Annotated in this window: 28 protein-coding genes, 1 tRNA gene and 2 pseudogenes; 20 read left to right on the forward strand and 11 right to left on the reverse strand. The window is 59.4% G+C overall.

Going from position 1 to position 26,259, the window contains the following annotated elements:
* The first annotated feature begins 74 nt into the window (after positions 1–74).
* Positions 75–1,334 (forward strand): class I SAM-dependent methyltransferase, encoded by a 1,260-nt coding sequence (locus AB4Z13_RS16465; protein ID WP_439014803.1) that lies wholly within the window; start codon positions 75–77, stop codon positions 1,332–1,334.
* Here AB4Z13_RS16465 and AB4Z13_RS16470 read toward each other — a convergent pair whose 3' ends face one another.
* Positions 1,335–2,168: an SDR family NAD(P)-dependent oxidoreductase gene (locus AB4Z13_RS16470; RefSeq protein WP_439014802.1), complete on the reverse strand. Its 834-nt coding sequence runs from the start codon at positions 2,166–2,168 to the stop codon at positions 1,335–1,337. It lies immediately after the preceding gene.
* Between the two features lie 98 nt (positions 2,169–2,266).
* Complete coding sequence (locus tag AB4Z13_RS16475; protein WP_442206353.1) at positions 2,267–2,926, reverse strand: ChrR family anti-sigma-E factor; 660 nt, start codon at positions 2,924–2,926, stop codon at positions 2,267–2,269.
* 210 nt (positions 2,927–3,136) lie between these two features.
* Here AB4Z13_RS16475 and AB4Z13_RS16480 point away from each other — a divergent pair, with 210 nt between their 5' ends.
* The 5 genes from AB4Z13_RS16480 to AB4Z13_RS16500 all read left to right on the forward strand — a co-directional run bounded on the left by AB4Z13_RS16480 (position 3,137) and on the right by AB4Z13_RS16500 (position 7,008).
* Positions 3,137–4,177 carry a cysteine synthase A gene (locus AB4Z13_RS16480; RefSeq protein ID WP_439014800.1) on the forward strand — a complete coding sequence of 347 codons (1,041 nt, stop codon included), beginning with the start codon at positions 3,137–3,139 and terminating at the stop codon, positions 4,175–4,177.
* Positions 4,178–4,183: 6 nt separating this feature from the next.
* Positions 4,184–4,921, forward strand: coding sequence for an alanyl-tRNA editing protein (locus tag AB4Z13_RS16485; RefSeq protein WP_439014798.1), 738 nt, complete (start codon positions 4,184–4,186; stop codon positions 4,919–4,921).
* Between the two features lie 44 nt (positions 4,922–4,965).
* Positions 4,966–5,835, forward strand: coding sequence for a 3-mercaptopyruvate sulfurtransferase (gene sseA, locus AB4Z13_RS16490; protein ID WP_439014797.1), 870 nt, complete (start codon positions 4,966–4,968; stop codon positions 5,833–5,835).
* Positions 5,836–5,840: 5 nt separating this feature from the next.
* On the forward strand, positions 5,841–6,401 hold the full coding sequence (locus AB4Z13_RS16495) for a GNAT family N-acetyltransferase (protein ID WP_007815685.1): 561 nt from the start codon (positions 5,841–5,843) through the stop codon (positions 6,399–6,401).
* 97 nt (positions 6,402–6,498) lie between these two features.
* Entirely contained in the window at positions 6,499–7,008 is a 510-nt protein-coding gene (locus tag AB4Z13_RS16500) for a DUF1203 domain-containing protein (protein ID WP_439014796.1), read from the forward strand.
* Positions 7,009–7,024: 16 nt separating this feature from the next.
* Here AB4Z13_RS16500 and ald read toward each other — a convergent pair whose 3' ends face one another.
* On the reverse strand, positions 7,025–8,143 hold the full coding sequence (gene ald, locus AB4Z13_RS16505; protein ID WP_442206354.1) for an alanine dehydrogenase: 1,119 nt from the start codon (positions 8,141–8,143) through the stop codon (positions 7,025–7,027).
* Positions 8,144–8,300: 157 nt separating this feature from the next.
* Here ald and AB4Z13_RS16510 point away from each other — a divergent pair, with 157 nt between their 5' ends.
* The 4 genes and pseudogenes from AB4Z13_RS16510 (at position 8,301) to AB4Z13_RS16525 (ending at position 12,248) form a co-directional block, all read left to right on the forward strand.
* Complete coding sequence (locus tag AB4Z13_RS16510; RefSeq protein ID WP_439014794.1) at positions 8,301–8,762, forward strand: Lrp/AsnC family transcriptional regulator; 462 nt, start codon at positions 8,301–8,303, stop codon at positions 8,760–8,762.
* 69 nt (positions 8,763–8,831) lie between these two features.
* Positions 8,832–9,713 carry a DMT family transporter gene (locus AB4Z13_RS16515; protein ID WP_439014793.1) on the forward strand — a complete coding sequence of 294 codons (882 nt, stop codon included), beginning with the start codon at positions 8,832–8,834 and terminating at the stop codon, positions 9,711–9,713.
* Positions 9,714–9,800: 87 nt separating this feature from the next.
* A pseudogene (locus AB4Z13_RS16520) lies at positions 9,801–10,115 on the forward strand (PilZ domain-containing protein); the annotation flags it as partial.
* 144 nt (positions 10,116–10,259) lie between these two features.
* The gene (locus tag AB4Z13_RS16525; RefSeq protein WP_439014792.1) at positions 10,260–12,248 is read left to right on the forward strand and encodes a bifunctional 2',3'-cyclic-nucleotide 2'-phosphodiesterase/3'-nucleotidase; all 1,989 of its coding nucleotides are present in this window, start codon (positions 10,260–10,262) and stop codon (positions 12,246–12,248) included.
* A 40-nt stretch (positions 12,249–12,288) separates the two neighbouring features.
* Here the strand turns inward: AB4Z13_RS16525 and AB4Z13_RS16530 are convergent, their stop codons facing one another.
* Both AB4Z13_RS16530 and AB4Z13_RS16535 read right to left on the reverse strand, forming a co-directional pair.
* The gene (locus tag AB4Z13_RS16530) at positions 12,289–12,846 is read right to left on the reverse strand and encodes a DUF2087 domain-containing protein (RefSeq protein ID WP_439014791.1); all 558 of its coding nucleotides are present in this window, start codon (positions 12,844–12,846) and stop codon (positions 12,289–12,291) included.
* A gap of 188 nt (positions 12,847–13,034) precedes the next feature.
* On the reverse strand, positions 13,035–14,003 hold the full coding sequence (locus AB4Z13_RS16535) for a LysR family transcriptional regulator (RefSeq protein WP_442206355.1): 969 nt from the start codon (positions 14,001–14,003) through the stop codon (positions 13,035–13,037).
* Between the two features lie 140 nt (positions 14,004–14,143).
* Between AB4Z13_RS16535 and AB4Z13_RS16540 the strand changes: the two genes are divergently transcribed.
* A complete protein-coding gene (locus AB4Z13_RS16540) occupies positions 14,144–14,758 on the forward strand; it encodes an FMN-dependent NADH-azoreductase (RefSeq protein WP_113325199.1) in 615 nt (204 codons plus the stop codon).
* A gap of 50 nt (positions 14,759–14,808) precedes the next feature.
* On the opposite strand, the gene AB4Z13_RS16545 is transcribed toward AB4Z13_RS16540, so the two are convergent.
* Complete coding sequence (locus AB4Z13_RS16545; RefSeq protein WP_439014790.1) at positions 14,809–15,387, reverse strand: TetR/AcrR family transcriptional regulator; 579 nt, start codon at positions 15,385–15,387, stop codon at positions 14,809–14,811.
* A gap of 107 nt (positions 15,388–15,494) precedes the next feature.
* Between AB4Z13_RS16545 and AB4Z13_RS16550 the strand changes: the two genes are divergently transcribed.
* Positions 15,495–16,271, forward strand: a complete 777-nt coding sequence (locus AB4Z13_RS16550) for an SDR family oxidoreductase (RefSeq protein ID WP_113183270.1) — start codon at positions 15,495–15,497, stop codon at positions 16,269–16,271.
* 11 nt (positions 16,272–16,282) lie between these two features.
* Here AB4Z13_RS16550 and AB4Z13_RS16555 read toward each other — a convergent pair.
* The 3 genes and pseudogenes from AB4Z13_RS16555 to ilvA all read right to left on the reverse strand — a co-directional run bounded on the left by AB4Z13_RS16555 (position 16,283) and on the right by ilvA (position 18,961).
* Positions 16,283–17,102: pseudogene (locus AB4Z13_RS16555) on the reverse strand (diguanylate cyclase domain-containing protein).
* Between the two features lie 242 nt (positions 17,103–17,344).
* Positions 17,345–17,674, reverse strand: a complete 330-nt coding sequence (locus AB4Z13_RS16560; RefSeq protein ID WP_007812996.1) for an HlyU family transcriptional regulator — start codon at positions 17,672–17,674, stop codon at positions 17,345–17,347.
* Between the two features lie 36 nt (positions 17,675–17,710).
* Positions 17,711–18,961, reverse strand: a complete 1,251-nt coding sequence (gene ilvA, locus AB4Z13_RS16565; RefSeq protein ID WP_442206356.1) for a threonine ammonia-lyase — start codon at positions 18,959–18,961, stop codon at positions 17,711–17,713.
* Positions 18,962–19,157: 196 nt separating this feature from the next.
* On the opposite strand from ilvA, the gene AB4Z13_RS16570 reads away from it, so the two are divergent.
* The 7 genes from AB4Z13_RS16570 (at position 19,158) to AB4Z13_RS16600 (ending at position 24,115) form a co-directional block, all read left to right on the forward strand.
* The gene (locus AB4Z13_RS16570) at positions 19,158–19,520 is read left to right on the forward strand and encodes a VanZ family protein (protein WP_113324660.1); all 363 of its coding nucleotides are present in this window, start codon (positions 19,158–19,160) and stop codon (positions 19,518–19,520) included.
* Between the two features lie 266 nt (positions 19,521–19,786).
* The gene (locus AB4Z13_RS16575; RefSeq protein ID WP_439014787.1) at positions 19,787–20,236 is read left to right on the forward strand and encodes an ester cyclase; all 450 of its coding nucleotides are present in this window, start codon (positions 19,787–19,789) and stop codon (positions 20,234–20,236) included.
* A gap of 267 nt (positions 20,237–20,503) precedes the next feature.
* On the forward strand, positions 20,504–21,598 hold the full coding sequence (ada, locus tag AB4Z13_RS16580; protein WP_439014786.1) for a bifunctional DNA-binding transcriptional regulator/O6-methylguanine-DNA methyltransferase Ada: 1,095 nt from the start codon (positions 20,504–20,506) through the stop codon (positions 21,596–21,598).
* 145 nt (positions 21,599–21,743) lie between these two features.
* On the forward strand, positions 21,744–21,995 hold the full coding sequence (locus AB4Z13_RS16585) for a hypothetical protein (protein WP_113324657.1): 252 nt from the start codon (positions 21,744–21,746) through the stop codon (positions 21,993–21,995).
* A gap of 158 nt (positions 21,996–22,153) precedes the next feature.
* On the forward strand, positions 22,154–22,720 hold the full coding sequence (locus AB4Z13_RS16590) for a methylated-DNA--[protein]-cysteine S-methyltransferase (protein ID WP_439014785.1): 567 nt from the start codon (positions 22,154–22,156) through the stop codon (positions 22,718–22,720).
* Positions 22,717–23,466 carry a 2OG-Fe(II) oxygenase gene (locus tag AB4Z13_RS16595; protein WP_439014784.1) on the forward strand — a complete coding sequence of 250 codons (750 nt, stop codon included), beginning with the start codon at positions 22,717–22,719 and terminating at the stop codon, positions 23,464–23,466. The genes AB4Z13_RS16590 and AB4Z13_RS16595 overlap by 4 nt, the downstream gene beginning before the upstream one ends.
* A gap of 130 nt (positions 23,467–23,596) precedes the next feature.
* Positions 23,597–24,115 (forward strand): methylated-DNA--[protein]-cysteine S-methyltransferase, encoded by a 519-nt coding sequence (locus AB4Z13_RS16600; protein WP_439014783.1) that lies wholly within the window; start codon positions 23,597–23,599, stop codon positions 24,113–24,115.
* Positions 24,116–24,376: 261 nt separating this feature from the next.
* On the opposite strand, the gene AB4Z13_RS16605 is transcribed toward AB4Z13_RS16600, so the two are convergent.
* Together AB4Z13_RS16605 and wrbA are read right to left on the reverse strand one after the other, a co-directional pair.
* A tRNA-Leu gene (locus AB4Z13_RS16605) sits at positions 24,377–24,462 on the reverse strand.
* Positions 24,463–24,613: 151 nt separating this feature from the next.
* Entirely contained in the window at positions 24,614–25,210 is a 597-nt protein-coding gene (gene wrbA, locus AB4Z13_RS16610; protein ID WP_007812977.1) for an NAD(P)H:quinone oxidoreductase type IV, read from the reverse strand.
* A gap of 222 nt (positions 25,211–25,432) precedes the next feature.
* Here wrbA and AB4Z13_RS16615 point away from each other — a divergent pair, with 222 nt between their 5' ends.
* Entirely contained in the window at positions 25,433–26,209 is a 777-nt protein-coding gene (locus AB4Z13_RS16615; RefSeq protein WP_439014782.1) for a competence/damage-inducible protein A, read from the forward strand.
* Positions 26,210–26,259 lie beyond the last annotated feature (50 nt).

Genomic DNA, 26,259 nt, shown 5'->3' on the forward strand with positions numbered 1-26,259 from the left:
AGCGTTTGCGGCAATCGCCGGAGGAGAGGCGCAAGCATTGTCCTGACCGGCCTAAAAATACGGGAGGATGGACGGTGAGCAATTTACAGGATTTGAATCAATCTGCCCGGGACGCGGTGACGCTGACGGCAGAAAATATTTCACGCATCGTCAAAGGCCTGCCCTTCAAAGCGAAGCTTGCACTGCGCGGCCTGATGCGCATGCAGCACGGCTCCCTTGCGGTCACGCTGCCCGACGGGCGCAAGGTGTTTATCAAGGGCAAGGCTGCCGGACCTGACGCCGCGTTGACGCTTCGAAACTGGAACCTTGCCGATCGCGCGCTGACCAGCGGCACGATCGGTGTCGCCGAGACCTATATGGACGGCGATTGGGACAGCCCCGACATCACTGCCTTCCTCGAGCTTTTTCTCGTCAATGGCGAAGCGGCGCACAGCTACGCGCATGGCAAGCGCGGCGTCGGCCGCTTCGTCGAGCGAATCCGCCACTGGATGAACGCCAACACTAAGACGGGCTCCAAGCGCAATATCTCGGCCCATTACGACCTCGGCAACGACTTCTACAAGCAATGGCTCGACCCGAGCATGACCTATTCCTCGGCGCTCTATTCGACCGGCGCCAACGACCTGCAATCGGCACAGAACGCCAAATATCGGGCGCTGGCGGAGGCGACCGGCATCAAGTCCGGCGAACATGTGCTGGAAATCGGCTGCGGCTGGGGTGGCTTTGCCGAATTTGCGGCAGGCGAGTTGAATTGCCGGGTGACGGGGCTGACCATCAGCCGCGAGCAGCTTGCCTTCGCGCAAGCGCGCATCAGCAACGCGGGACTTAGCGACAGGGTCGATTTTCGCTTCCAGGACTATCGAGACGAGACCGGCGTCTACGACCGCATCGTCTCGATCGAGATGTTCGAGGCTGTCGGCGAGAAATACTGGCCGGCCTATTTCTCCAAGTTGAAACAGTGCCTGAAGCCGGGCGGTAAGGCGGGCCTGCAGATCATCACCATTCGTCCTGAATCTTTCGAGCAATATCGCAGCAATCCGGATTTCATCCAGAAATATGTCTTCCCCGGCGGCATGCTGCCGACGCGCCACCACCTTGCCGAACTCGGCAGGAAGATGGACTTGTCACTGGTCAGAGACTTCGGTTTCGGCCTTGACTACGCCCGTACGCTGGCGGAATGGCGCGAGCGTTTCTGGTCCGTCTGGCATAAGCTCAGGCCGATGGGTTTCGACGACCGGTTCAAGCGGCTCTGGGAATTCTACCTCTTCTACTGCGAGGCAGGCTTTCGCGCCCGCAACATCGATGTGCGGCAGGTGGTCTTTTCGCGGTCTTGATCACTCAGCCGGATGCGGCGTCACCGGCCGGTGACTGGAGTTGGCGGGCCGCTCGCCCCAACCGGTGAAGCGGTTCACCAGTGCGAAATAGAGACCGTAAGGCAAGATCCGCAGGACCTTCAGCACATAGGTGAAGCGCTTCGGGAAGGTGATCTCGAAAGCCTGCGATTTGAGGCCTGCCGCAATGCGCTCTGCCGCTGTCTCGGGCGAAACCAGTGCCGGCATGGGAAAGGCATTCTTACGCGTTGCCGGCGTATCGACGAAGCCCGGATTGATGAGCTGGATGCGGATGCCGATCTTGTCGAGATCGAATTTCAGGCTTTCGGCCATGTTGATCAGGGCAGCCTTGGTCGCGCCGTAGGCGGCGCTGGTCGGCAATCCCGTGTAGCCCGTCACTGAGGAAACGATGGCGATCTGGCCCTGCCCTTTCGCCTTCATGTGGCGGATCGCCGGCAGCAGACAATTGACGACGCCTGACAGGTTGACGGCAAAAGTCTTCTCGAAATCGGCTCGGTTCAGATCCTCGCCGTGGACGGGCTGATAGACGCCGGCACACAGGATCGCCATGGAGAGCGCTCCGTGCTCATATTCGATCGAGGCCATGACATGTTCCATGTCTTCGGCATCGGTCACATCGCCATCGAGCACGATGATTCTGCCGGACAGTCCGGCTGCCTCGAGCTGCAATTCCACCAGTTTTTCGTGACTGCGGGCGGTGACGGCGACCCCGTATCCCTCGCCTGCGAGCTTCAGCGCCAGCGCTCGGCCTATTCCGGAACTCGCACCGGAAATCCAGACGATACCATGTTCTGGACGGGCGATGAAATTACGCATGACACTTCCTCCGGTCTGCCGATTTGAACACGAACACAGGCCCGGAAGCTCCTCAACTCTCCCGGGACCATGGCTCTATCACAGCATTGTGGCTGCTTTCAGCCGATGAGGTCGCCGATGATCTGCCGGAAGGAGCCAGTGAGCTTGATCGGGCCGTCCGAAACGGCAAAAGCGATGCAGGGCCGGTCTTTCTCGGCGACGGGGCGATGGTCGACGGTGGCATCCGCAACCGAGATATCCCCCGGCCCGAAACGGCCGCGCTCGTCGCGGAAAGCGCCGTCGAGGATGAGGATCAGTTCCATGCCCGCATGCGTGTGGGCAGGCAGTGCGCGACCCGGCCGTATCCACATCAGGCTGACCTCGCAGCCGTCAATATCGGTCGCATATTCCTTGAAGCCCGGAAGGCGCTTGCGCCACGGCACATCATCGGCTTCGAAACCGATGAGATTGCGCAAGGCGCGCGGGAAAAGAGCACCCTGCCGACGTGACGGGAGCTTCGGCGGGGACGCAGGAGCCTTCGAGCCGAAGATTGCTGCAAGCTTCGCATCGCGGTCGCTGATCGAGCTTGATGGCGTGCTCTCCAGAGCTTCTCCAGCCAGCCGTTCGAGGTCAACCACCAGGCCGCGATTGTCCGGCTTCATTTCAAGATGAGATTCCACGAGTGCGCGGGCCGGCTCCGGAAGGGAGCCAGCAACATAATGCGCCATCAATGCATCGATCGTGTCGATATGCTCGTGAACCATGTCAGATTCGGTCACGCCTTGTTCCTGCGCCCGTGCTTGCTTTGTCGTCATCCATACGCCGAAAGTCAATCTTCGGATCACTGCTTGCCCGGGCTGAGCGAAAGGCTGGAAATAGAAGACTAATTTTATCGCGGGCTTGGAAGGCATGGAATAGGATTTCTTGCCAATGCCGCCTTGTGAAGGGAAAAGACCGTTCCTAAACTATGCGTAAACGAGGCAGATTCCATGACCTTCCACCCATCCGTAATCGAGGCTATCGGCAATACGCCCCTCATCAAGCTCAAGGGTGTTTCCGAGGCGACCGGCTGCACCATTCTCGGAAAGGCCGAATTTCTCAATCCCGGCCAGTCGGTGAAGGACCGAGCGGCGCTTTACATCATCCGTGACGCCGAGAGAAAGGGCCTGCTCAAGCCCGGCGGCGTCATCGTCGAAGGTACGGCGGGCAATACCGGGATCGGCCTGACGGTCGTCGCCAAGGCGCTCGGCTATCGCACCGTGATCGTCATTCCGGAAACCCAGAGCCAGGAAAAGAAGGATGCACTGCGCCTGCTCGGCGCCGAGCTCGTCGAAGTTCCGGCCGTTCCCTACAAGAACCCCAACAACTACGTGAAGGTTTCGGGCCGCCTTGCCGAACAGCTTGCCAAGAGCGAGCCGAACGGCGCTATCTGGGCGAACCAGTTCGACAACGTCGCCAACCGTCAGGCGCATATCGAAACGACGGCACCGGAGATCTGGAAGGACACGGACGGCAAGGTCGACGGCTTCATCTGCTCGGTCGGTTCGGGCGGCACGCTTGCCGGCGTGGCGGCAGGCCTCAAGACCTTCAACAAGGATATCAAGATCGGCATTGCCGATCCCGAGGGTGCGGCGCTCTACGAATTCTACGCGAACGGCACGTTGAAGTCCGAGGGCTCGTCGATCACGGAAGGTATCGGCCAGGGGCGCATCACCGCCAACCTCGAAGGCTTCACGCCTGATTTCTCCTATCATGTCACCGATGCGGAATCGCTTCCCTTTCTCTTCGACCTGGTCGAGCATGAGGGGCTTTGCCTTGGCGGCTCGACGGCGATCAACATTGCCGGCGCAGTGCGACTCGCCAGGGATCTCGGCCCCGGCCACACGGTCGTGACAATCCTCTGCGACTATGGCAATCGCTATCAGTCCAAGCTCTTCAATCCGGATTTCCTTTCGTCCAAGGGCCTTCCCATTCCTCAATGGATGGTCGGCTCGACGGATATCAAAATACCCTACGAACCCGCAGCGTGAGCCTCCATGCCAGTCAATGCCCTCTACCGTGACGACTTCTATCTTTCCACATGCGAAGCGGTCGTCACGGCCGTTCACGAGGACGGGGGCATCGAGCTGGACCAGACCTGCTTTTACGCGACATCGGGCGGGCAGCCGGGCGACACCGGCTTCTTCGAACGGGTCGATGGTTCCAAGATAGAGCTTGGCCAGGCAAAGCACGGCGCGAGCAAGGACATCGTCATCCATGTGCCGCTGGAAGGCCAGCCGCGCCCTGAGAACGGCGAGAAGCTGGTGCTACATATCGACTGGCCGCGCCGCTACAAGCTGATGCGCATGCACACCGCCTGCCATCTTCTGTCCGTCGTCTGTTCCTACCCGATCACGGGGGCTGCCGTCGGCGAGGACGAAAGCCGCGTCGACTTCGACATGACCGATACGATCGACAAGGACGAAGTGACGGCCAAGCTGCTGGACCTCGTCAACCAGAACCATCCGGTCTATCTTCAGTGGATCACGGATGAGGAGCTTGCCGCCAATCCGGGCATCGTCAAATCGAAGAATGTGCGCCCGCCGATCGGCCTCGGCCGCGTCAGCCTCGTCTGCATCGGTGAGAATTCGGCGATCGACAGCCAGCCCTGCGGCGGCACACATGTTTCGGAAACACAGGAAGTCGGTCAGATTCATATTGCCAAAATCGAGAAGAAGGGCAAAGAGAACCGGCGCTTCCGCATTCGCTTCGGCTCGCCCGGCGACGAAGCCTGATAGACGATGCCTGCTATTTGGGCCTGATATTTGGGGAGATCATCATGAGCGACACCAAGAGCCGTTTCGTCGTCTCGGCCGACTGGCTGCAAGCTGAGCTCGGTAAGCCCGACCTGCGCGTGCTCGACGCATCCTTCTATCTTCCGGCGCAGAAGCGCGATGCGAATGCGGAATATGCCGCCGGGCATATTCCCGGCGCCATCCGTTTCGATCAGGACAAGATCGCCGACCATTCGACGAACCTGCCGCATACGATCCCCTCGCCCGATTATTTCGCCGAGGAGGCCGGCAAGCTCGGTATCAGTGAGAACGACCGCATCGTCGTCTATGACGGCATCGGCATGTTCGCCTCGCCGCGCGTCTGGTGGCTGTTCCGGGTGATGGGCGCAAAGAATGTCTTCGTGCTCGATGGTGGACTGGATGGCTGGAAGGCCGAGGGCCGGCCGCTCGAAACCGAAGTGCCGAACTACGCCTCGGCAAGTTTCAAGACGAATTACGACGCAGGCCGCGTCGTCCATCTCGACCAGATGCGCGATATTGTTGCGAGCGCTGCCCTGCAGATCGCCGATGCCCGCAGCGCCGGCCGCTTCGCCGCCGTCGAGCCGGAACCGCGCGCAGGCATGCGTTCCGGCCATATGCCCGGCGCGCGCAGCCTGCCCTCCGGCGTCTTTGCCAATCAAGGCCGCTTCAAATCGCTGCCAGAACTGAAGCAGACGATCGAGGATGCCGGCATCGACCTTTCCAAGCCGGTGGTCACCTCCTGCGGATCAGGCATTACCGCCGCGATCATCACACTGGCGCTGGAATCGCTCGGCCATACCGATAACAAGCTCTATGACGGCTCCTGGAGCGAATGGGGCAGCCGCGAGGACACGCCCGTCGTCACCGGCCCGCCTGAACCGGTCAAAGCCTGACCGCCATGGGGAAGACGCCCGCCTCGCTCAAGGCCCATATTACGCGGCTTGAAATGGTCGCGCCGCCGAAGGCAAGCCTGCCTGTGCCCGTCAACATACAGACGGCAATCATGCGCGCCCCAGGTATTCCCTTGGCCTTCTATCGCTACCTCTACCGGCAGGTTGGCGCGCGCTGGCAGTGGGTCGACCGATTGAGGATGAGTGACGAGGAGCTTACGGCAGCGCTGCATGACAAGCGCAACAATATCAGCGTACTCTACGTCAACGGTGCGCCGGCTGGCTTCTTTGAATATCTCTGCGAGGACGAGGATACGATCGAGCTCTCCCATTTCGGGCTCTTCGAACATGCGCTCGGCCTCGGCATCGGCAAATGGTTCCTGCTTCAGGCGCTCTACGCGATCTGGACACTGAACCCGACAAAGGTCACGACGACCACCAACAATCTCGACCATCCACGGGCATTACAGCTCTATCAGATGTTCGGTTTCTCTCCCGTCTCCACCGGCACCGGGATCGTCAGGCCGTTGAGCGACAAGGAACTGCTGGAAATCGCCAGGAAAAGCTGATCGCGTTTGCACGCCACGTGCTGTTCGAAGCAAGAATCGGGTGGCTTGGTTGATCGTCAGCGCGGAAACTATGGCAAAGCTCACAAGGAGATTTGCCATGACCAGCATCCAGTTTTCCGCCATGCCGACAACAGATGCAGAAGCGCTCTGGAGCGGCGGCCGCGACGCCTATGATCAATTGCCTGAGACGATGATATCCGATGGCGACGGTTACCCCTGCCGGCATTGCCTGGGGAATATCGGCGCCGGCGAAGAACTCTTCGTCTTTGCCTATCGGCCCTTTCCGGAACTGCAGCCCTATGCCGAGACCGGCCCGGTCTTCCTGCACAAGCAGGCCTGCAAGCGCTATTCCGCCGAAGAGGCTCTGCCTCCTGTCCTGACGACAAGCCCTGACTTCATCGTCCGCGGCTATGGCGAGAATGACAGGATCGTCTATGGCACCGGTGCGGTCACGCCGATCGAGAAGATCCCTGCTTATGCGACCGAACTGCTTGCGCGACCCGGTATCGCTTATGTGCATGTGCGCTCCGCGCGCAACAACTGCTATCAGTGCCGGATCGACAAAGTAAAAGCGCCGGCCCTTGCGGAAACCGGCGCCTTCCTCTGACCTAGGGTCAGCTGGTTTACGCTACGTTCAGCGCGCTTTCCGGCGCGACAGCTTCATAACCAAGCGCGTCAGCGACCGGCTTGTTGGTGATGCGGCCCCTATGGACGTTCAAGCCGTTGCGCAGATGCTTGTCCTCGGCGATGGCGCGCAGGCCGCGATCGGCGAGTGCGAGGCCGTGGACGAGTGTCGCATTGTTCAGCGCGTGGGCAGACGTGACGGGAACGGCGCCTGGCATGTTGGCGACGCAATAATGCACGACGCCGTCGACGACATAGGTCGGCTCGGAATGGGTCGTTGCATGCGAGGTTTCGAAGCAGCCGCCCTGGTCGATCGCGACGTCGACGATGACTGAGCCCTTCCTCATGCCTGTCAGCATTTCGCGGGTCACGAGCTTCGGCGCGGCAGCGCCAGGGATCAGCACGGCACCGATGACGAGATCAGCGGAGAAAACTTCTTCTTCCAGGGCCTGAATGCTGGAATAGCGTGTATGGATACGGCCATTGAAGATATCGTCGAGTTGGCGCAAGCGCGGCAGCGACTTGTCGAGAATGCTGACATCAGCGCCGAGGCCGGCTGCCATCTTGGCTGCATGCAGGCCGACGACGCCGCCGCCGATGATGGCAACCTTGGCCGGGAGAACGCCGGGCACGCCACCGAGCAGGATGCCGAGGCCGCCATTGGCCTTCTGCAGCGCGGTGGCACCGGCCTGGATCGAAAGACGACCGGCGACTTCGGACATCGGCGCCAGGAGCGGCAGGCCACCGCGATCGTCCGTCACGGTCTCATAGGCGATTGCCGTAACGCCGGAGGCGAGCAGACCCTTGGTCTGTTCCGGATCGGGCGCAAGATGCAGATAGGTGTAAAGGAGCTGACCATCGCGGAGTTGCGCCCATTCCGACGGCTGGGGCTCCTTGACCTTGACGATCATATCGCACTTTTCGAAGATGTCTTTGGCGGAGGCGGCGATCTTCGCGCCAGCAGCCATATAGGCGGCATCATCGGCACCAATGCCGGCACCCGCCTTCGTCTCCACCCAGACCTCATGGCCGTGGGCGACATATTCTCTTACCGAAGCCGGGCTCAGGCCGACGCGATATTCATGGTTCTTGATTTCCTTCGGGCAGCCGACACGCATTCGCGTTCCTCTCATTTTATGTCCGCGTTCCGCGGAGCGTTTTCTTGCTCCTAAATCCAACCACCACGGCCACGAAATGTCCTTGCAAAGAGGATTTGTTTTCAGCAAAGTTTCGAAGATTATTGCGCTAACCGTCCATTTTTCGAAGGTTCTTCGAATGTCTGACCTCGATAGTATCGATCTTGCGATTCTAAGGGCGCTGCAGATCAATGCCCGTATCACCAATGCGGAGCTCGCCGACAAGGTGGGACTATCGCCTTCCGCCTGTTCGCGCCGGCTCGATATTCTCGAAAAGAGCGGTGTCATCGGCGGCTATCATGCGCGGCTTTCGCATAGGGCGCTCGATTACAAGATGATCGCCATCGTACACATCTCGCTGTCCGGCCAGTTCGCCAAGACGCTGTCAGAATTCGAGGCGGCAGTGAAACGCTGTCCGAACGTGCTCGTCTGCTACCTGATGTCCGGCGAATACGACTATATCCTTCGCGTCGCCGCCCGTGATCTGGAAGACTATGAGCGCATCCACCGAGACTGGCTTTCGGCGCTGCCGCATGTGGTGAAGATCAATTCGAGCTTTGCGCTGCGCGAAATCATCGACAGGCCGAATGTCGGCCTTTGAGCCCTTGCAAAGCCCTCGAAATCCTGCCCTAGCTTGATGTTGCGGGCGTCTCCGCTTTGACGGCAAGACATGAAATCCAAGACTCACGGCTATATCTTCCTGCTCCTTGCACTGACGATCTTTTCAGCGCAGGACGCGATCTCGAAGCATCTTGGTTCAGCCTATTCGCCTATCTTCGTGACGATGGTGCGCTATTGGGCCTTCGGCCTGTTCACCGTGGTTCTGGCCGCGAAAATGCGCGGTGGCATCGCCGCCACCGCCCGCACGAAACATCCCTTTCTGCAGGTTTCACGCGGTATTCTGCTTGCTGCGCAGGTGGTGCTGGCAATCACCTGTTTTGCGCTGATCGGGCTGGCGCATTCGCAGGCGATCTTTGCCGCCACCCCCATCATCGTCGCACTGCTTGCCATTCCACTGCTTGGCGAAAGGGTTGGCTGGCGCCGATGGACGGCGATCGGTGTCGGGCTTTGTGGCGTGTTGCTCATCATCAAGCCGGAGGGCGGGTTCTTCGACGTGAACCTGCTTCTTGCCGTCGTCTCCTGCGTCAACTTCGCGCTTTACGTGATCGCCACGCGTTACGTCAGCCGGCGGGATTCGGCGATGACGAGCTTCTTCTATACGGGTGTCGTCGGGGCTCTCGTCATGACGCTTGCAGGCCCTTTTTACTGGACGCCGATTCAGGGCTGGGACTGGATGTGGATGCTGGCCGTCTGCCTGACCGGAACATCGAGCCACTATTTCCTGATCCGCGCCTATGACAGTCTCGATGCGGCGGCCGTCCAGCCGGTTACCTATATCCAGCTTGTCTATGCTTCTATCCTTGGCGTGCTCATCTACGGGGAGGAGCTGACGCTGAACATGATCGTCGGTTCGATCATCGTGGTCGCGGCCGGCATCTTCACGGTGTGGCGCGAACATGTCGTGGCGCGGCGAGCGGTCGTGCCGAATTGAGACTTTCGCAGCAATTTTAAATAAGCGCCTAAAGGCATTTCAATCTTCGCTGCCTATGCTCCTCCCGAATTCGTCACGGGGATAAGCATGATACGCAATCTCAAGATCACGGCCCGCAAGGCCGACCGCAGGAGCTGCCGCGTTTTTGGCAAGATCCGTTATCTGAACAACCAGGTAGATGCCCGCATCCTGGATATTTCTGCTACGGGTGCAGCACTCGAAGTCAAAGCGCCGCTTCATGCGGCCTCGGGCAGTAAGGTCCGCATCGAAGCCGAAAATCTCGGCCTGCTCGAAGGCGTCATCCGCTGGACACATAATGGTCGTGTCGGCATCCAGTTCGACGTGAATTCCAATGCCCGCGCGCTCATTGCCTCCTATTTCCGCTTCTTCCATCGCGAAGTGCCACGCGTTCGGTAAAGCTTTCCAGAGCGGTGCCGCTTTGGCGGCATCGTTTTTGCCATTCTGTCATTTTCGCGATGTACTCCTTTGCCAATCATCCTAAGTTCATCGAACCGGGTGATGCATGATGTCAAAAGGAGTGTTTCCATGCCTTCCATTCTCGATGTGCCTGCAATGAGCCGTCGTTCCCTGCTTGGCGGTCTTGCCGCCACTTCCGCTCTGGTGCTGCTGCACCCGTTCAGCGCCCGCGCTGCCGCAAACCAGGCGCATCTGCGGCTCATGGAAACGACCGACATCCACGTCAACGTCCTCCCCTATGACTATTATGCCGACAAGCCGAATGACACGATGGGCCTGTCGCGCACGGCAACGATCATCGACACGATTCGCGCGGAAGCCGTCAACTCGCTGCTGATCGACAATGGCGACGTGCTGCAGGGCAATCCGATGGGCGATTACATGGCCTATCAGCACGGCATGAAGGATGGCGACGTGCATCCGGTCGTCAAGGCGATGAACACGCTCGGCTATACGGTCGGCACGCTCGGGAACCACGAATTCAACTATGGCCTGGACTTCATGTTCAAGGTGCTGAACGGTGCGAACTTCCCGTTCGTCTGCGCCAACCTGACCAAGGGCCAGCTCGCCTCCGATCCGAAGCAGGACGATCTGTTCTTCAAGCCCTACATCATCGTCGAAAAGCAGATCAAGGACGGCGCCGGCAATGAAAGCCCGGTCAAGATCGGCTTCATCGGCTTCGTACCGCCGCAGATCATGCTGTGGGACATCAAGAATCTCGAAGGCAAGGCGCAGACGCGCGATATCGTTCAGGCCGCCAAAGCCTGGGTGCCCGCCATGAAGGAAGCCGGCGCCGATATCATCATCGCCCTGTCCCATTCCGGCATCGATGGCTCAGGCCCATCCGAGAAGATGGAAAACGCCTCGCTGCATCTTGCTGCCGTCGAGGGTATCGACGCGATCTTCACCGGCCACCAGCATCTGGTCTTCCCCGGCCCGAAAACCTGGGATGGCATAACCGATGCCGATCCGGTCAAGGGTACGCTACATGGCAAGCCCGCCGTCATGGCCGGCTTTTGGGGTTCGCATCTCGGCCTGATCGACCTGCTGTTGGAGAAGGATGGCAACAGCTGGAAAATCGTCGCCTTCACCTCCGAAGCACGGCCCATCTACCATCGCGACGACAAGAAGAAAGTCGTTGCCGACGTCACCGATAAGAAAGAAGTGGTCGAGGCCGCCAAGGCAGAGCACGAGGCAACGCTTGCCTATGTCCGCACGCCTGTCGGCAAGACCTCCGCGCCGCTCTATTCCTACTTTGCGCTCGTTGCCGACGATCCCTCCGTGCAGATCGTTTCGCAGGCTCAGACCTGGTACATCAAGCAGATGCTGGCCGATACGCAATTCAAGGATTTGCCGGTTCTTTCCGCCGCAGCCCCTTTCAAGGCCGGCGGCCGTGGCGGCGCGGACTACTATACGGATGTTCCGGCCGGCGATATCGCCATCAAGAATGTCGCCGACCTCTACCTCTATCCGAACACGGTTCAAGCGGTCGCCATCACCGGTGCGCAGGTGAAGAACTGGCTGGAAATGTCCGCCGGCATGTTCAACCACATCGAGCCCGGCGCGAAGGATGCGGCTCTCCTCAACAACGACTTCCCATCCTACAATTTCGACGTGATCGATGGCGTGACCTATCAGATCGATCTGTCGCAACCGCCGAAATATGATTCGTCGGGCAAGGCCGTCAATCCGGACTCCAACCGAATCCAGAACCTTGCCTTTAAGGGCAAGCCGATCGATCCGGCCCAGAAGTTCGTCGTCGTTTCCAACAATTATCGTGCCGGTGGCGGCGGCAGCTTCCCGGAAATCGCCTCCGACAAGGTGATCTTCCAAGCGCCGGACACCAATCGCGACGTCATCGTCCGCTATGTCCATGATCAGGGCACGATCAACCCGTCCGCCGACGGCAACTGGACCTTCAAGCCCCTGCCCGGCACGACCGTCGTGTTCGAAAGCGGCCCGAAAGCCAAACAGTATCTCGCCGACGTCAAGAGCGTGAAGATCGAGGATGCCGGCGAAGGCACCGAGGGCTTCGCGAAGTTCAGGCTGGTTCTCTAAAGCCGCAGGGGCGCGGTTTCTTCAACCGCGCCCCTTTTGCTCAAGCAGTTTCGGCCTCAGCTTCGATGCGACGAAGAAGCAAGCCGAGTTCGGCCGGCGGCTTCTTTTCGATCCGGCGATATTGCCTGCCATCGCGGGTGCGGTGGACAAGCCCGGAATCGAAAAGCTCGCGGCGCAGCAGTGCCGCATCGCCGAAGAGATGCAGGCGGCTCAGCAAGTCGCTGATTTCGCGCTCCGTCAGTTCCGTATTCGCCGGTATTTTCGACCACAGGAACCATAAGCAAAGCTCCTGCAGCCCCCTCTTGCCCGGCCAGCGGATCAGTCGACCATTGCCATCGAAATGGCGCGATGCCCTCAGCACTCGGTCTTCGTCCGGCAAAGGCTGGGGATCCAGCTTCAGGCTCCAGTCCTTCAGCACTTCGGCGGAGTGCGCCACACTGCGGAAATGCTGGTAGTTGCGATAACCCGCCGCGCGAGTCAGCAGATTGAGCATCTCGACATGGCTCGGCCTGTCAGCGAGCACTTCGATCTGCTTGCGGAGAGATTTGGCAAAAGCCGAAAGATCGGCGATTTCCATTGGAAAGATAGATCTGGTCACGTCTTATCCTCAACGCGCCGTTCCCTGAAAAAGGTGTCGGTGGTCGCCGGCTTTCGACTTCGGCACAGGACAAGTGCTGATGATCTTTCTAAAGCAGGTTTAGCTTCCCTTGCGGGACGGCGACGCCTCGGTGAACTGCAGACCGTGACGCCGTTATAGCAAAGGCCGGAAACCCGTCAACTGTGCGGCTATTCCGCAGCCTCGCGAATGGCGTGCAGTCCGTCGATGCCCAGCATGTTGATGAGTTCGCCATGGCTCGGGCACATGGAGAGTCGCCGGCGGAAGGCTTCGATCAGCCACTGGCCGGCAGGACCCGGCGGGTTGGCGGCCTTGCGCATGGCGTAGATCGGGTATTCGCCCTGTTCGTAGGCCTCCAGTTTGATGGCGACCAGATTGCCCTTCATGATATCGTCACCGACGAGAGACACCGGCAAGCCACCCCAGCCAAGACCACCCTTGATGAGCTGATGCTTGGTCGCAATGTCGCTGACGCGCCATGTCCTGTAAGACAGAACATTGAAATCCCGCCCTTTGGTAAGCCCGGAGGCGTCGGAGACCACGAGCTGGATCTCTTCACGTACATCGGCCAGCGTCAGGGGCCGCTCGATACGCGCCAGCGGATGAACGGGCGCGACGACAGGAACCATGAAGGAATAGCCGATCTTTTCAGCTATCAGCGAATCTTCCTGCCTCACGAGCGCGCCGCCAATGCCGATGTCGGCCTTGTCGCTCAATACCATGTCCATGACCATGCCGAGCTCGCCGACATTGAGGTTGAGCGCAACGCTGGGGAATTTCTCGCGGAATTCGCGCAGCTCCATCATGACGGCATTGGCTGGCACCATCACGCTGATCGCCAGAGAAAGCTCAGCTTCCAGCCCCTGCTTCATGCTTTTCACGCGGGCGCGCATGACTTCGAGGTCAGCCATCAGGCGGCGGGCGTCTTCAAGCATCGCCTTGCCGGCATCCGTCAGCTTCGGCTGGCGGGCGCCGGAGCGCTCGAAGAGCGGCACTTCAAGCTGGGCTTCCAGATTGGCGATCGTATAGCTGATGACCGATTGTGCGCGGTTCAGCACACGCGAAGCGGCCGAAAAGCTGCCGGTTTCGGCAACCGTCAGGAAAACCTGCAATTGATCCAGTGTCGGGTTGGGAAGCATCTTCCATCCAATCCATCGATAATTTTGATCGACATTATCCCAGTTTTTTCGATACTTGGCCAGCCTTATTTCTTGTCTCGAACACAGCGGCCCACGCTCCCAACCGGCTGCTGAACCGCAATTCGAGAGGAAATTCAACCATGTCTTCCATTCTTCTTCTGACGTCCAGCCCGCGTTCAGAGTCCCTTTCCACGTCGATCGCCGTTGAACTCGCCGATAAGCTCAAGGCTCAGAACCCCGGTAGCGTCGTCGTTCGCCGCGACCTCGCCGCCAACCCGCTGCCGCACATTGACGATCTCTTCACCGCCGCCATCCGCAAGCCGCCGGAAGCCCGCACCGCCCAGGAAGCTGCTGCCGTCAAGACTTCCGACGAACTCGTCAACGAGCTGCTCGCAGCCGACAGCATCGTCATCGGCACGGGCCTCATCAACTTCAACATCTATTCTTCGCTGAAGACCTGGATCGATAATGTGGCCCGCGCTGGCCTCACCTTCAAGTACACCGAAAGCGGCCCGGTCGGCCTCGCCACCGGCAAGAAGGTCTATGTCGTCCTCGCTTCCGGCGGCGTATATTCCCAGGGTCCGGCTGCCGGTATGAACCATGCCGTCCCTTACCTGAAGTCGGTTCTTGGCTTCCTCGGCATTACCGACATTGAAACCATCTATGTCGAAGGCCTCGCTTTCGGCCCGGAAGCTGCGGAAAAGGCCATCGGCGCCGCCAAGTCGCGCGTCGAGGAACTCGCTCTCGCTGCCTAACCTGCAAATTCAAAAGTTCCACTCGAGGGGGCCGGCGCAAGCCGGCCCTTTCATTTTGCCGAGAAACCATCGACGAAGGACCGGACCGTTTCCAGGATTTCTTCAGAGAGTTTTTCGTCGTCGGCAATGCGTGCAAGGCCGACCGCACCCGTCATCAGGCACGAAACGATGATTGCTTTGCGGCGTGCGTCAGCCTCGTCGACCGCGTTCATGCGGCCTGTCATGTTTCCAAGATTCGTCTTCAGCTGGTCGGTCGCAAGCGAGCGGCATTTCTCGCCGCTGCGGGCAAGGTCGGCGGTCAACGCGGCAAAGGGGCAGCCACCGCTTACGTCATCGCGATGGACCTCGCTGAGGTAATTGGCGGAATATTCCGCCATCGGAATATCTGCCGGCGCCCTGCCCTGCGAACGCACTTTCGCTTCCCAGGACCCGAAAGCCAGCTTCATGGCTTCGGCCACCATGTCATCGCGTGATGCAAAATGCTTATAGAAGCCACCGACCGTCAGCCCGGCCTCCTTCATCAGATCGGCGACGCCGATACCCTCGAGCCCCCTCTCCCGCAGGCGCCTGGAAGCAATCTCGACGATCCTGTCGTGCGTCTTCTGCTTTTCGAGTTGCGAGTGGCCCATTGAAAATCTCCCGACATACGGACTTGACTCAAGTGGATTGCAATCATAATCCTTGTAGATATCGATCATAATCCAGATCGAGGTATTTTCCAATAGGAGCCATTCCCATGCGTCTCAAGAACAAGGTCGCGCTGATTACCGGCGGCAACAGCGGTATCGGGCTTGCCACCGCCAAGGTCTTCGTCGCCGAAGGCGCGAAGGTCATCATCACCGGCCGCAACCCGGAAACGCTCGCAGCGGCCAAGAAGGCGCTCGGCGGCGATGTGCTGGCGCTGAAGATCGATCTCACGGACGTCGCGGCAGCGGAAAAGATCTTCGCCGAGGCTGCTTCTGATGTCGGCAAGTTCGATATCGTCTTTGCCAATGCCGGCATCGGCGGCGCAACACCGCTCGGCCAGACCTCGTTGGAACAGTTCGAAAAGATCATCAGCACCAACCTGACCTCGGTCTTCTTCACGGTTCAGTCCGCACTGCCGCATCTGAACGATGGCGCTTCGGTCATTCTCAACGGCTCCGTCCACGCCGTTCTCGGTGCGCCGGGCTGGTCGGCCTACGCCGCCACGAAGGGCGCCGTGCGCTCCATGACCCGCAATCTGGCCTCCGAGCTCGCGCCGCGCGGCATCCGCGTCAATCAGGTAACGCCGGGCGGCACGCGCACGCCGATCTGGTCGCCCTACGCACAGACGGAAGATGCGATGACGGCACTGGAGGAAAAGCTCGGGAATATGAGCGCGCTTGGCCGCATGAGCGAAGCAGACGAGATCGCAAAGGCTGCGCTTTATCTCGCCTCTGATGATTCCAGCAATGTCACGGGGATCGAGATTACCGTCGATGGCGGCATGACGAGCGCTCCCTCCGGCGCCAAGATCTTCCGCACTGCCTGAGCGGGCTTGGTCTAGCTGACTTTTACGACGCCGGAGCGGCCGACGACACAGTTGCGGCCGCTCTTTTTTGCCTCGTAGAGGCGGCTGTCCGCCGCCGAAAGCACAGTCGTGAAGCTGTCCCCATCTTCGTCGGCGGTTGCGACACCTATGCTCACAGATACGGTATTCGTAGATGGCAAACATCAGGGAATAGAGGCAGACGGCCAGCATCTTGGCTTTCCATCCGGCCCAGAAGGCCGCCATCGGAACGCCCATGAAATAGTGCAGGCCGCTGAAGAAACAGATCTGGTCAAAGGTCAGAACCACGAGGCCCGAGATCATGAAGCGCAGCACCACGCGCCTGCGCATGAAATCGCCAAGCTTTTCGTAGAGCAGGATGATGCCAAGCGAGTCGAGGTAGAGAACTGCCGTTCCCCACACCATCAGCCAGCCCATTTCCTTCAGGAAATCGACGTCTGCCGGATGACCGGGCGACAGCTCCAGCGGCTGGTGAAGCTGCAGTACCCAGGCAATGGCGACAGTCAGGAGATTACCGAGAAACAGACCATAGATCGGCTGGCGGACGGTCGCCGCATCCTCCTGCAGGTAGAGCATGAGGATCATCATCAGCTTGCCGGAAAAGAAGATCGAAGAACCCGGCGAGACGCTCCCGAACGGCAGGGAAACATAGAAGACCGCAGCGAGATAGGTCTCCATGAAATGCATGACGCCAAGCGCCGTCAGGAAGACGCCCAATCCGAGGCGCTGGCGAAAATGCAGGAGACTGACCATCAGCACGAAATAGCCGACGGCTTCGAAGATGAAGAGCGCGGAGTTCAAGAGCTCCATCACGGTCCTCCGCCTACAACAGGACCGCGCGAGAGAGCCACAGCCGCCGCAGCGGATCTTCTGGTCAGTCGTCCGGAAAGCTCAAACACATGCGGCGCCCTGCAAAACCTGCAGGCGCCACCTTCGCCATAATCCTTTAAGATTAGGTGAGCAAAGCAGCAATTTCCATCACGGAAATGCTGTCATAGTTTTGAAAAACAACGGGAAATGTCGGATCGAACAAATCCTGTCCGGCTAATGAGCGCTCAGACCTGCCGAAGCTTCTCGCCATCGCCGAAGAGGGAGGGGCCATGCTGATCGATGATCTGTTGCGCCTTGCGCACCGTGCATTCGATCGCATCATCGGACGAGGAAAAGAGATCGGCGCGAATGAACTTGCGCACGAGAACGTCCTCGCCAACCTTCTTTTCGATGCGGCCCGCTAGACGATACTGGCCGCCTTCCTTCTGCGGCTCCGCATAGATGGTGCAATCGCCATAGAGCTGCGGTTCACCGGAAGGACCCGCAGCTGCCTCGGTGGAGGATTTGCCGCCGCCGGAGAATACCGAAAGAATGTTTGAAAGGAACGAAGCCATAATCCGCCTTTAGCACGCAGTGCAGTGGACGCAAAGTCAAATGATCAGGTTTGCGAGGATCTCGTTTTCGGTAATGTCCTCGAAGCCCATGCCGGCTCGTTCGAAATTGGCGACCAGCGTCGCGAAGTTTTCCGGGTCCGTCGTTTCGATGCCGATGAGGATCGAACCGAAATTGCGCGCCGATTTCTTGAGATATTCGAAGCGGGCGATATCGTCATGCGGTCCGAGAAGATTGAGGAAATCGCGCAGCGCGCCGGGGCGCTGGGCAAGACGCAGGATGAAGTATTTCTTCAGACCGGCGTAGCGCATGGCCCTTTCCTTGACATCGGGCAGCCGCTCGAAATCGAAATTGCCGCCCGAGACGAAGGCAACGATCGTCTTGCCCTTGATGGCTTCCCGGTCCATGGCGGCGATCGCCGTCAGCGACAGGGCGCCGGCCGGCTCCAGCACCACGCCTTCGACATTCAGCATCTCCTGGATGGTGACGCAGATGGCGTTTTCCGACATCAGCATGACCTGTTCGGCCGAGAAGTCTTTGAGGGCTGCGAAATTCAGGTCACCGATGCGGGCGACGGCCGCGCCATCGACGAAATTGTCGACCTTGGGAAGGGTCACCACCTGCCCGGCCTCGAGGCTGCGGCGCAGGCTCGGCGCGCCGGCAGGTTCGGAAAAGACGAAATCGGATTTCGCGACGATGCCGTCGAGATAGCCGGTGATGCCGGCGGCAAGGCCGCCGCCGCCGACCGGCAGGACGACCATGTCAGGCACCGTGCCTTCGGGAAGCTGCTGCATGATTTCTGCGGCAACGGTCGCCTGTCCCTCGATGATATCGACGTGGTCGAAGGGAGGCACCATGACGCCGCCGATCGCTTCCACATGATCGCGGGCGGCCTTGTAGCACTGGTCGAAGAAATCGCCGATGAGCTCGATGGTGATGAAACCGGCGCCGAACATGCGTGTCTTGTCGATCTTCTGCTGCGGCGTGGTGACCGGCATGAAGACGACACCCGGGACGCCGAAATGGCGGCAGACGAAGGCAAAGCCCTGCGCGTGATTGCCGGCCGACGCGCAGACGAAAGTCTTGCCGCCCGCACCTTCGGCAATCGCCTTGCGGAAGAAATTGAACGCGCCGCGGATCTTGTAGGATCGCACCGGCGAAAGATCCTCGCGCTTCAGCCAGATATCGGCACCGTAGCGGGCGGAAAGGTGATCATTGAGCTGCAGCGGCGTAGCGGGGAAAAGGCTGCGCATTGCCTCTTCTGCGCCTTCGACATCGTGTCTTGTCACGGGCGTTCGTCCATTCTTCAAAAATCCAGACGTCGCTATGACACAGGCCGCTTGTGGAAAGAAGCCCGTTTGCGCCATTTGTGGTTCGCCCGATGAAAGGCTTCCTTAAGCGCGTCTTCAGATTGGGCCCAAGATCCAGGTTACGTGGACGGCTTTTAACTTGATGGCGTACAGCAATTGCTAATATGACGACACGATGACATCCAAGATCACAAAGCTTCTGGCGTGGCTTCTTCTCGCCTTCATCCTGTTCGTCACAGTTTCGCCGATCGAATTGCGACCCCACACGATCGAAACACCTGACATCGACCGTGCCACGGCTTACCTGTTGGCAGGGCTGGCTTTTGCCCTTGCTTATCCGAAACAATGGAAAACGGTTGCTGTGCTGCTGATCTTCGGTGCGGTCGGGATCGAATATCTGCAGTACCTGTCGCCGACGCGGCATGCGCGCCTTCATGATGCAGGCGTCAAGGCAGCGGGCGCAGCACTCGGCCTGGCCGCCGGCTGGGCTTTCAACAAGTGGCGTGAAGCGAAAACCGGGGCGAATGCCGCCGCGTAATTTGCCAGACGCTGACAACGGGCGGGGACGTTAGAACCCACATAGCTGCAAGACCCGGAAGAAAAGCGGCACTGCTGCCACCGCCGTTCCCGGTGAAGCCGTTGCACAATAGCTCGAGTTGGCACCTCAGCATTGGCGTCGTCCGTATGCTTTTAATTTCGAGGCAAGAACCGGAGTTCCACAGGGCCGATACGCACCTATTCCCAAGCTCAGGTCATCGAGCGGTTTCGATGATCCTCCCGAAACAGATCAGAGGATCCATTTCAATGAGCAAGGAAGAAGACAACAAGGCCGTCGTCGTGCGCTGGTTCACCGAATTCTGGGGCAAGGACGTCAATCTTGCCGTCGTCGACGAGATTGCGGCACCCGACATGCTACTCAAATACTCGCTGCACGAACCCCGCCGCGGCCATGACGACATCAAGGCATTCATGACCGATTTCCGCGCCGCATTTCCCGATCTCAACTTCTGGGACACGGCCGATCTCATTGCCGAGGGCGACTATGTCGTCGGCCAGTGGGAGGGCGGCGGCACCCATACCGGTCCAGCCTTCAACGACTTCCTGATCGGCGGTCTCCCGGCCGCAACCGGCCGCAAGATGCACTTCACCGGCACTACGGTGCTGAAGCTGATCGACGGCAGGATCGTCGAGGAGATCGGTCTCGATGACGGTGTAACCGCCCTCGCCCAGCTCGGGCTGATGAAGGCTGCCTGATCGAAGCATTCTACGTGCCGCCCCATAGCACGTGGCCATTCACTTTCGGTCGTCGGATGAGGTTCGCGCTTCCAGCGCGGGCCTCTTTTTCGTTTGAACAGCATCACTCCGATGCTCTTGACCAACCAGGGCATCAACGCCGGTCGGCAACTGCACTCCTCTCGGATGAAATCGGGTGGCTGCTATTTGGATTTGAAGGCAAGAATAGGAGTGTGTCCGACCGGATTTTGCAGGACGATCACTTCAATCATATGAGGCGATAAAACCATGACCACGGCCCACAAAGCTGCCATCCTGTCAGTCGCCGACGATCCTCGCTGGGCGCGTATCGTCGAGCGCGACAAGACTGCCGACGGACATCTCTGGTATTCAGTTTCGACGACAGGCGTCTACTGCCGGCCCTCGTGTCCCTCCAGGATTGCCAATCCCAGGAATGTCCAGTTCCATGACAGCATCGAAAGCGCCAGGGCGACCGGATTCCGGCCTTGCCAGCGCTGCAATCCGGAAAGACCGTCGCTCGAATACGAGAACGCGACCCTTGTCGCGAAGGCGTGCCGCATCATTGAGGAGAGCGAGGAAGAGCCTTCGCTTGAAGAACTGGCTGACAGGGTCGGCCGCAGCCCGAGTTACTTCCACCGCGTATTCAAGGCAGTGACCGGGCTGACACCGAAGAATTATGCCTCGGCACATCGCGCTGAGAAGGTCCGTGAGGGCCTTGCCTCCGGCAATACCGTCACGGAGGCGATGTATGATGCAGGCTTCAACTCCAGCGGACGCTTCTATGAGAAGTCGACCGGCATGCTCGGCATGACGCCATCGCAGTATCGCGCCGGTGGTGTCAACGAAGAGATCAAGTTCGCGGTAGGGCAGACTTCGCTGGGGGCCATCCTCGTCGCCTCGAGCAAGAAGGGTGTTGTATCCATCCTCTTGGGTGACGATCCGGACAAGCTCGTCCACGATCTTCAGGACCGTTTTCCGAAGGCTCGTCTGGTCGGCGCCAACAGGGACTACGAGGCCCTGGTCGCGCGCGTCGTCGGTTTCGTCGAGAAGCCGGGCGTCGGCCTCGATCTCCCCCTTGATGTCCGCGGCACCGCTTTCCAGCAACGTGTCTGGCAGGCGCTCCGGGAAATTCCCGTTGGCGAGACGATATCCTATGCCGAAATCGCTCAACGGATCGGTTCGCCGCAGGCGGTACGTGCGGTTGCCGGAGCATGCGCGGCGAACAAGCTTGCCGTCGCTATTCCCTGCCATCGTGTCATTCGCAATGACGGCGCTCTCTCGGGCTACGCCTGGGGCGTCGAGCGCAAGCGCGCCCTGATCGACCGGGAAGCGTCCGGTCCGGAGTCATCCGATCATGTGTGATCTGTTTGAAGGCATTGTCCCGCCGGACCCGCCACGGAGTGGCGAAATAAAGGAAGGGCATCATGAGACCGTCAGATGCATGCGCATCAACCTGACTTTCCGCGGTGCGCTCTAGTGGTTCGGCGCCGGAGCAAGGACGTTTCATATGGTCTCGCACGATGGATTCGACGCCAAGAACAAAAGACGACAGCTTTCAGGTACCGACACCACTTCCGATGCGTTTGACGAACTCTTCCATGCCGATCCCGCCAGATCGCTCGTGATGGCGTATTTCAATCAGCTGGTCACCGATGGCCTTGCTGAATGGGATATGCTCGCCAATGGAGACATCCGGCTCTGTTTCCCGACAGGAGAGACGTTCCTGCTGGCAAAGACGGTGATCATCCGCCTTGCATGAGGACCAACGGTCGCTGGACCGATGCCGGGTGTAACGGCACTCGGCTTTTTTTCCAATGCTGAAAAAGAAGAACTCCGATTTGAAAGCAAGGACCGGAGTTCGGGCGGGCCGGCGCGCGGATAGTTTCGATCATAAGGACAAACGAAGGAGTTAGTTCAATGAACCTCATGATTTCCACCACCAGCTCGCGGCCTGCACCCGCTGCAAAGAATGCAAATCCCGGCATCGACATTCTCTACTACGCGATCGGCGAATGCGCCCTGGGCCGGGTGCTGGTTGCTCGCAGCGACAGAGGCGTCTGCGCCATTCTGATCGGCGATATGGACGAAGATCTCACGGATGATCTTGCGAACCGGTTTCCCGAAGCCGAGCTTATCGCAAACGAGATCGCCGTCCACGATGATCTCGCGAAGGTAATCCTCTTCGTGAAGAAGCCCCCTGACGGACTTCATCTCACGCTCGACATGCGCGGAACGCCATTCCAGCGCCGTGTTTGGGAGGAGCTTTGTGCTATCCCTGCAGGCAAGACGACAACCTATATGGAATTGGCCCGTCATGTTGGCGCACAGACCTCGCCGCGCGCGGTCGGCGCGGTCTGCGCCGCCAATCCCATTGCCTTGGCGATCCCCTGTCACCGCGTCGTGCGCAGCGACGGCGATCTCGCGGGCTATCGTTGGGGTATCGAACGCAAGCGTGAGCTGCTCCGGAAGGAGGCGATAGCATGAGCCTCCCGTCCCCGGCTATCTCCCCGACCGCTGCAGACATGTCCGCGGAGGCACGCGTAGCCAGCTACGACTGGCGGTCGCTCGCAGGCGATCTCGACAATTATGGTTGCGCCGTCCTGCCAAACCTCCTCTCGCCGGATGAGTGCCGCGGCATCGCGATGCTCTATCCGGACGAAAGCCACTTCCGCAGTCACATCCACATGGCTCGGCATGGTTTCGGCAAGGGTGAATACCGTTATTTCAAGTATCCGCTGCCGGGCCTGCTCGGCGGCTTACGGACGGTGCTCTATCCGCATCTCGCTGGCGTCGCCAACGAGTGGAACGCTCGCATGGGGATCGACGAACGCTATCCCGATGCACATCCGTCTTTTCTCGAACAGTGCCACGAAGCCGGCCAGATGCGTCCCACACCGCTTCTGCTGCAGTATGTTCCAGGCGACTTCAATTGCCTTCACCAGGATCTCTACGGCGATCTCGCGTTCCCGATCCAGGTTGCGATCCTCCTGTCTGAGCCCGGCCAGGATTTCACCGGCGGCGAATTCGTGCTGACCGAACAGCGGCCGCGCATGCAAAGCCGCGTCGAGGTGGTCCCTCTTCGCCGCGGCGATGCCGTTGCGTTCGCCGTTCATAACCGGCCGGTACAGGGTTCGAAGGGGAATTACCGCGTGAACCTGCGCCATGGCGTAAGCCGCATCCGCACCGGCATGCGCCACACCGTCGGGATCATTTTCCACGATGCGCGGTAAGGATACGGCGGATGCCTCCGGAGCCATCAGGCGGCATCGTGCCTTTTCCGATTTGAAAGCAAGATCCGGATCGGCTGCACCACAGCAAACTTCTATTCTTCAAATACAAACAGTTCCACAGGAGGCAAAAATGCCCGAAGTGATCCGCTTTGCATGGGGGATCAGCTCCCTCGGCGACTTCATGGTTGCCATGTCCGACAAGGGGATCATCGCCTTGGAGTTCAGTTCGCAGCGCTCCGCAATGGAGGACACCTTGCGCTTACGCTTCCCGGAAGACGAGGTCATTGACGGCCAGACGGATCTCGGCGACGTCCTTGTGAAGGTGGAGCAGGCAATCGAGGACCCTGGCTTTGATCCTAATATTCCGCTCGATCTGCGCGGAACTCCGTACCAGACGAAGGTCTGGTCGATGCTGGGTGCCATACCCATGGGTGAAACGACGAATTATGGCGCGCTGGCGGCCAATTTGGGCACGCGCGATGCCCGAGACGTGACCGAAGCAATCGCTTCAAATCCCATAGCCGTCCTCGTTCCGTGCCACCGCGTCATCAAGAAGGACGGCTCGATCTCCGGCTACCGCTGGGGCTTTAAGCGGAAGCGCGACCTGCTTGCACGTGAGCACCGGCTCGGGACCCTCAAAGCTGTCTAGAGTCCGCGCAACTGCAAAGCCCAGAAGAATAGCGGCACTGCTGCCACCGCCGTTCCCAATAGTAGAAAGGCACTCATCTTGAAGAGCCTGACGCGCCGCGTTTTTGCTCCATCCCAGTCGTAAACCATCGTCTTACTCCCACTAAGACAACACTTACTCAACCGCACAGTGCCTATATTTTTTGCAGCACTGACGCCATAGACAAGCGCTGCCTATGGTTTATCCACACTATACAAGCACATTCGAACACGTTTATGAAGATGGTGCGAGCGACGGGGATCGAACCCGTATAGCCTAAGGCCGAGAGATTTTAAGTCTCTTGCGTCTACCAGTTTCGCCACGCTCGCGCGCCGTCCAGATCAACGACTTAGGCGGATTCGTCAAGAAAATGTTTGCGCGGCTCTGTGGGTGGCGGAAAAACCTGTCTGGTAAACACTGTCCCAAAATAAAACGGCGGCCCAAAAGGACCGCCGTCTTGTAGAAAGTTCTAGATTGAACTCAGGCGAGCTTTGCAGCGATCTTGGCGACGTGCGCGCCCTGATACTTGGCAGCTTCGAGTTCGATTGCCGAAGGCTGGCGGGAGCCGTCGCCGTTGGTGATGGTGGATGCGCCGTAGGGCGAGCCGCCCTTGACTTCTTCCGTGCCCATCTGACCCTGGAAGGCATAGGGAAGGCCGACATAGGCCATGCCGTGATGCAGGAAGGTCGGGACGAAGCCGAGGATCGTCGATTCCTGGCCGCCGTGCTGCGTGGCGGACGAGGTGAACATTGAGCCGAGCTTGCCGACGAGCTTGCCGGTGAACCACAAGCTACCGGTCTGGTCCCAGAAATTGCGCATCTGCGAAGTGACCGTGCCGAAACGCGTGCCGGAGCCGACGATGATCGCGTCGTAGTCAGCCAGTTCATCGACGGTGGCGATCGGCGCTGCCTGATCGAGCTTGTAGTAGGAAGCCTTGGCGACTTCTTCGGAAACCAGTTCCGGAACGCGCTTGACGACGACATCAGCGCCGGCGGACTTCGCACCTTCCGCCACGGCATAAGCCATGGTTTCGATGTGGCCATAAGCCGAGTAGTAGAGGACGAGAATCTTCGCCATTGTTATCTCCATCAAGGATTGATTGAAATTCGTAACCGCGACCGTTCTACCAGCGCATCCGGTTCAATATAGCCCTGCGCGCAAGAACTCACTGTTCACCGCCTGTAGACGAAATTTCACTTGAGGTTTCGGTTTCGACCCTTGAGCTGCTTCGCTTTGCCGTTTGCAAACTGGCCAAACGGCGCTACCTATTTTCAAGCTTCACACCACGGAAATATCCCCATGAGCAATGAGACTGTCGTTACCGCCGCCATGCTAGCCATCGGCGACGAGCTTCTTTCCGGCCGCACCAAGGACAAGAATATCGGCCATCTCGCCGATATGCTGACTATTTCGGGCATCGACCTGAAGGAGGTGCGCATCGTCGCCGACGAGGAGGATGCAATCGTCGAGGCGCTGAACGCACTTCGCGGCAAATACGACTATGTCTTCACGTCGGGCGGCATCGGGCCGACGCATGACGATATCACCGCAGATGCCGTCTCCAAGGCCTTTGGCGTTCCCTGCGAGCATGATGCGGCGGCGATGGTGCTGCTTGCCGAAATGTACAAGCGCCGGGAGATGGAATTCACCGAGGCCCGCCAGCGAATGGCCCGCATGCCGCGTGGTGCTGCCCATATCGCCAATCCGGTATCGACCGCGCCCGGCTTCATCATCGGCAATGTCTATGTCATGGCGGGTGTCCCACAGGTCTTCCAGGCCATGGTCGACAATGTGCTGCCGACGCTGAAGACGGGCACGCCTGTCCTCTCCCTCGCTATCGCCTGCCCCTATGGCGAAGGCGAGATCGGCACACCGCTGGCGGCGATCCAGAAAGCGCATCCGGAAACCAGCATCGGCTCCTATCCGCGTTACGTGGGGCAGAAATTTTCAACGGAGATCGTGGTGCGCGGCCGCTCGCAGGATGTGATCGAGGCTGCAGGTGCGGACGTGCGGGCCATGATCGAGGATATCAGACGCAGGAAGGACATTGCCGAAAACCATTCGGCGGACGCGTGAGGACTGTGTGCGGTCTTGATCATGGTCAAGGAACCGCAGCGCATTCCGGC

The sequence above is a fragment of the Rhizobium sp. YAF28 genome (genome assembly GCF_052113285.1).
In the GTDB taxonomy this organism is placed as follows: Bacteria; Pseudomonadota; Alphaproteobacteria; order Rhizobiales; family Rhizobiaceae; genus Rhizobium.

What these genes read in the sequence shown, in the direction of transcription:
- AB4Z13_RS16470 (WP_439014802.1), bottom strand. Translation starts at nt 2,168, where the DNA reads ATGCGTAATTTCATCGCCCGTCCAGAACATGGTATCGTCTGGATTTCC.
- AB4Z13_RS16480 (WP_439014800.1), top strand. Translation starts at nt 3,137, where the DNA reads ATGACCTTCCACCCATCCGTAATCGAGGCTATCGGCAATACGCCCCTC.
- AB4Z13_RS16485 (WP_439014798.1), top strand. Translation starts at nt 4,184, where the DNA reads ATGCCAGTCAATGCCCTCTACCGTGACGACTTCTATCTTTCCACATGC.
- sseA (WP_439014797.1), top strand. Translation starts at nt 4,966, where the DNA reads ATGAGCGACACCAAGAGCCGTTTCGTCGTCTCGGCCGACTGGCTGCAA.
- AB4Z13_RS16495 (WP_007815685.1), top strand. Translation starts at nt 5,841, where the DNA reads ATGGGGAAGACGCCCGCCTCGCTCAAGGCCCATATTACGCGGCTTGAA.
- AB4Z13_RS16500 (WP_439014796.1), top strand. Translation starts at nt 6,499, where the DNA reads ATGACCAGCATCCAGTTTTCCGCCATGCCGACAACAGATGCAGAAGCG.
- ald (WP_442206354.1), bottom strand. Translation starts at nt 8,143, where the DNA reads ATGCGTGTCGGCTGCCCGAAGGAAATCAAGAACCATGAATATCGCGTC.
- AB4Z13_RS16510 (WP_439014794.1), top strand. Translation starts at nt 8,301, where the DNA reads ATGTCTGACCTCGATAGTATCGATCTTGCGATTCTAAGGGCGCTGCAG.
- AB4Z13_RS16515 (WP_439014793.1), top strand. Translation starts at nt 8,832, where the DNA reads ATGAAATCCAAGACTCACGGCTATATCTTCCTGCTCCTTGCACTGACG.
- AB4Z13_RS16525 (WP_439014792.1), top strand. Translation starts at nt 10,260, where the DNA reads ATGCCTTCCATTCTCGATGTGCCTGCAATGAGCCGTCGTTCCCTGCTT.
- AB4Z13_RS16535 (WP_442206355.1), bottom strand. Translation starts at nt 14,003, where the DNA reads ATGCTTCCCAACCCGACACTGGATCAATTGCAGGTTTTCCTGACGGTT.
- AB4Z13_RS16540 (WP_113325199.1), top strand. Translation starts at nt 14,144, where the DNA reads ATGTCTTCCATTCTTCTTCTGACGTCCAGCCCGCGTTCAGAGTCCCTT.
- AB4Z13_RS16545 (WP_439014790.1), bottom strand. Translation starts at nt 15,387, where the DNA reads ATGGGCCACTCGCAACTCGAAAAGCAGAAGACGCACGACAGGATCGTC.
- AB4Z13_RS16550 (WP_113183270.1), top strand. Translation starts at nt 15,495, where the DNA reads ATGCGTCTCAAGAACAAGGTCGCGCTGATTACCGGCGGCAACAGCGGT.
- AB4Z13_RS16560 (WP_007812996.1), bottom strand. Translation starts at nt 17,674, where the DNA reads ATGGCTTCGTTCCTTTCAAACATTCTTTCGGTATTCTCCGGCGGCGGC.
- AB4Z13_RS16570 (WP_113324660.1), top strand. Translation starts at nt 19,158, where the DNA reads ATGACATCCAAGATCACAAAGCTTCTGGCGTGGCTTCTTCTCGCCTTC.
- AB4Z13_RS16575 (WP_439014787.1), top strand. Translation starts at nt 19,787, where the DNA reads ATGAGCAAGGAAGAAGACAACAAGGCCGTCGTCGTGCGCTGGTTCACC.
- ada (WP_439014786.1), top strand. Translation starts at nt 20,504, where the DNA reads ATGACCACGGCCCACAAAGCTGCCATCCTGTCAGTCGCCGACGATCCT.
- AB4Z13_RS16585 (WP_113324657.1), top strand. Translation starts at nt 21,744, where the DNA reads ATGGTCTCGCACGATGGATTCGACGCCAAGAACAAAAGACGACAGCTT.
- AB4Z13_RS16590 (WP_439014785.1), top strand. Translation starts at nt 22,154, where the DNA reads ATGAACCTCATGATTTCCACCACCAGCTCGCGGCCTGCACCCGCTGCA.
- AB4Z13_RS16595 (WP_439014784.1), top strand. Translation starts at nt 22,717, where the DNA reads ATGAGCCTCCCGTCCCCGGCTATCTCCCCGACCGCTGCAGACATGTCC.
- AB4Z13_RS16600 (WP_439014783.1), top strand. Translation starts at nt 23,597, where the DNA reads ATGCCCGAAGTGATCCGCTTTGCATGGGGGATCAGCTCCCTCGGCGAC.
- wrbA (WP_007812977.1), bottom strand. Translation starts at nt 25,210, where the DNA reads ATGGCGAAGATTCTCGTCCTCTACTACTCGGCTTATGGCCACATCGAA.
- AB4Z13_RS16615 (WP_439014782.1), top strand. Translation starts at nt 25,433, where the DNA reads ATGAGCAATGAGACTGTCGTTACCGCCGCCATGCTAGCCATCGGCGAC.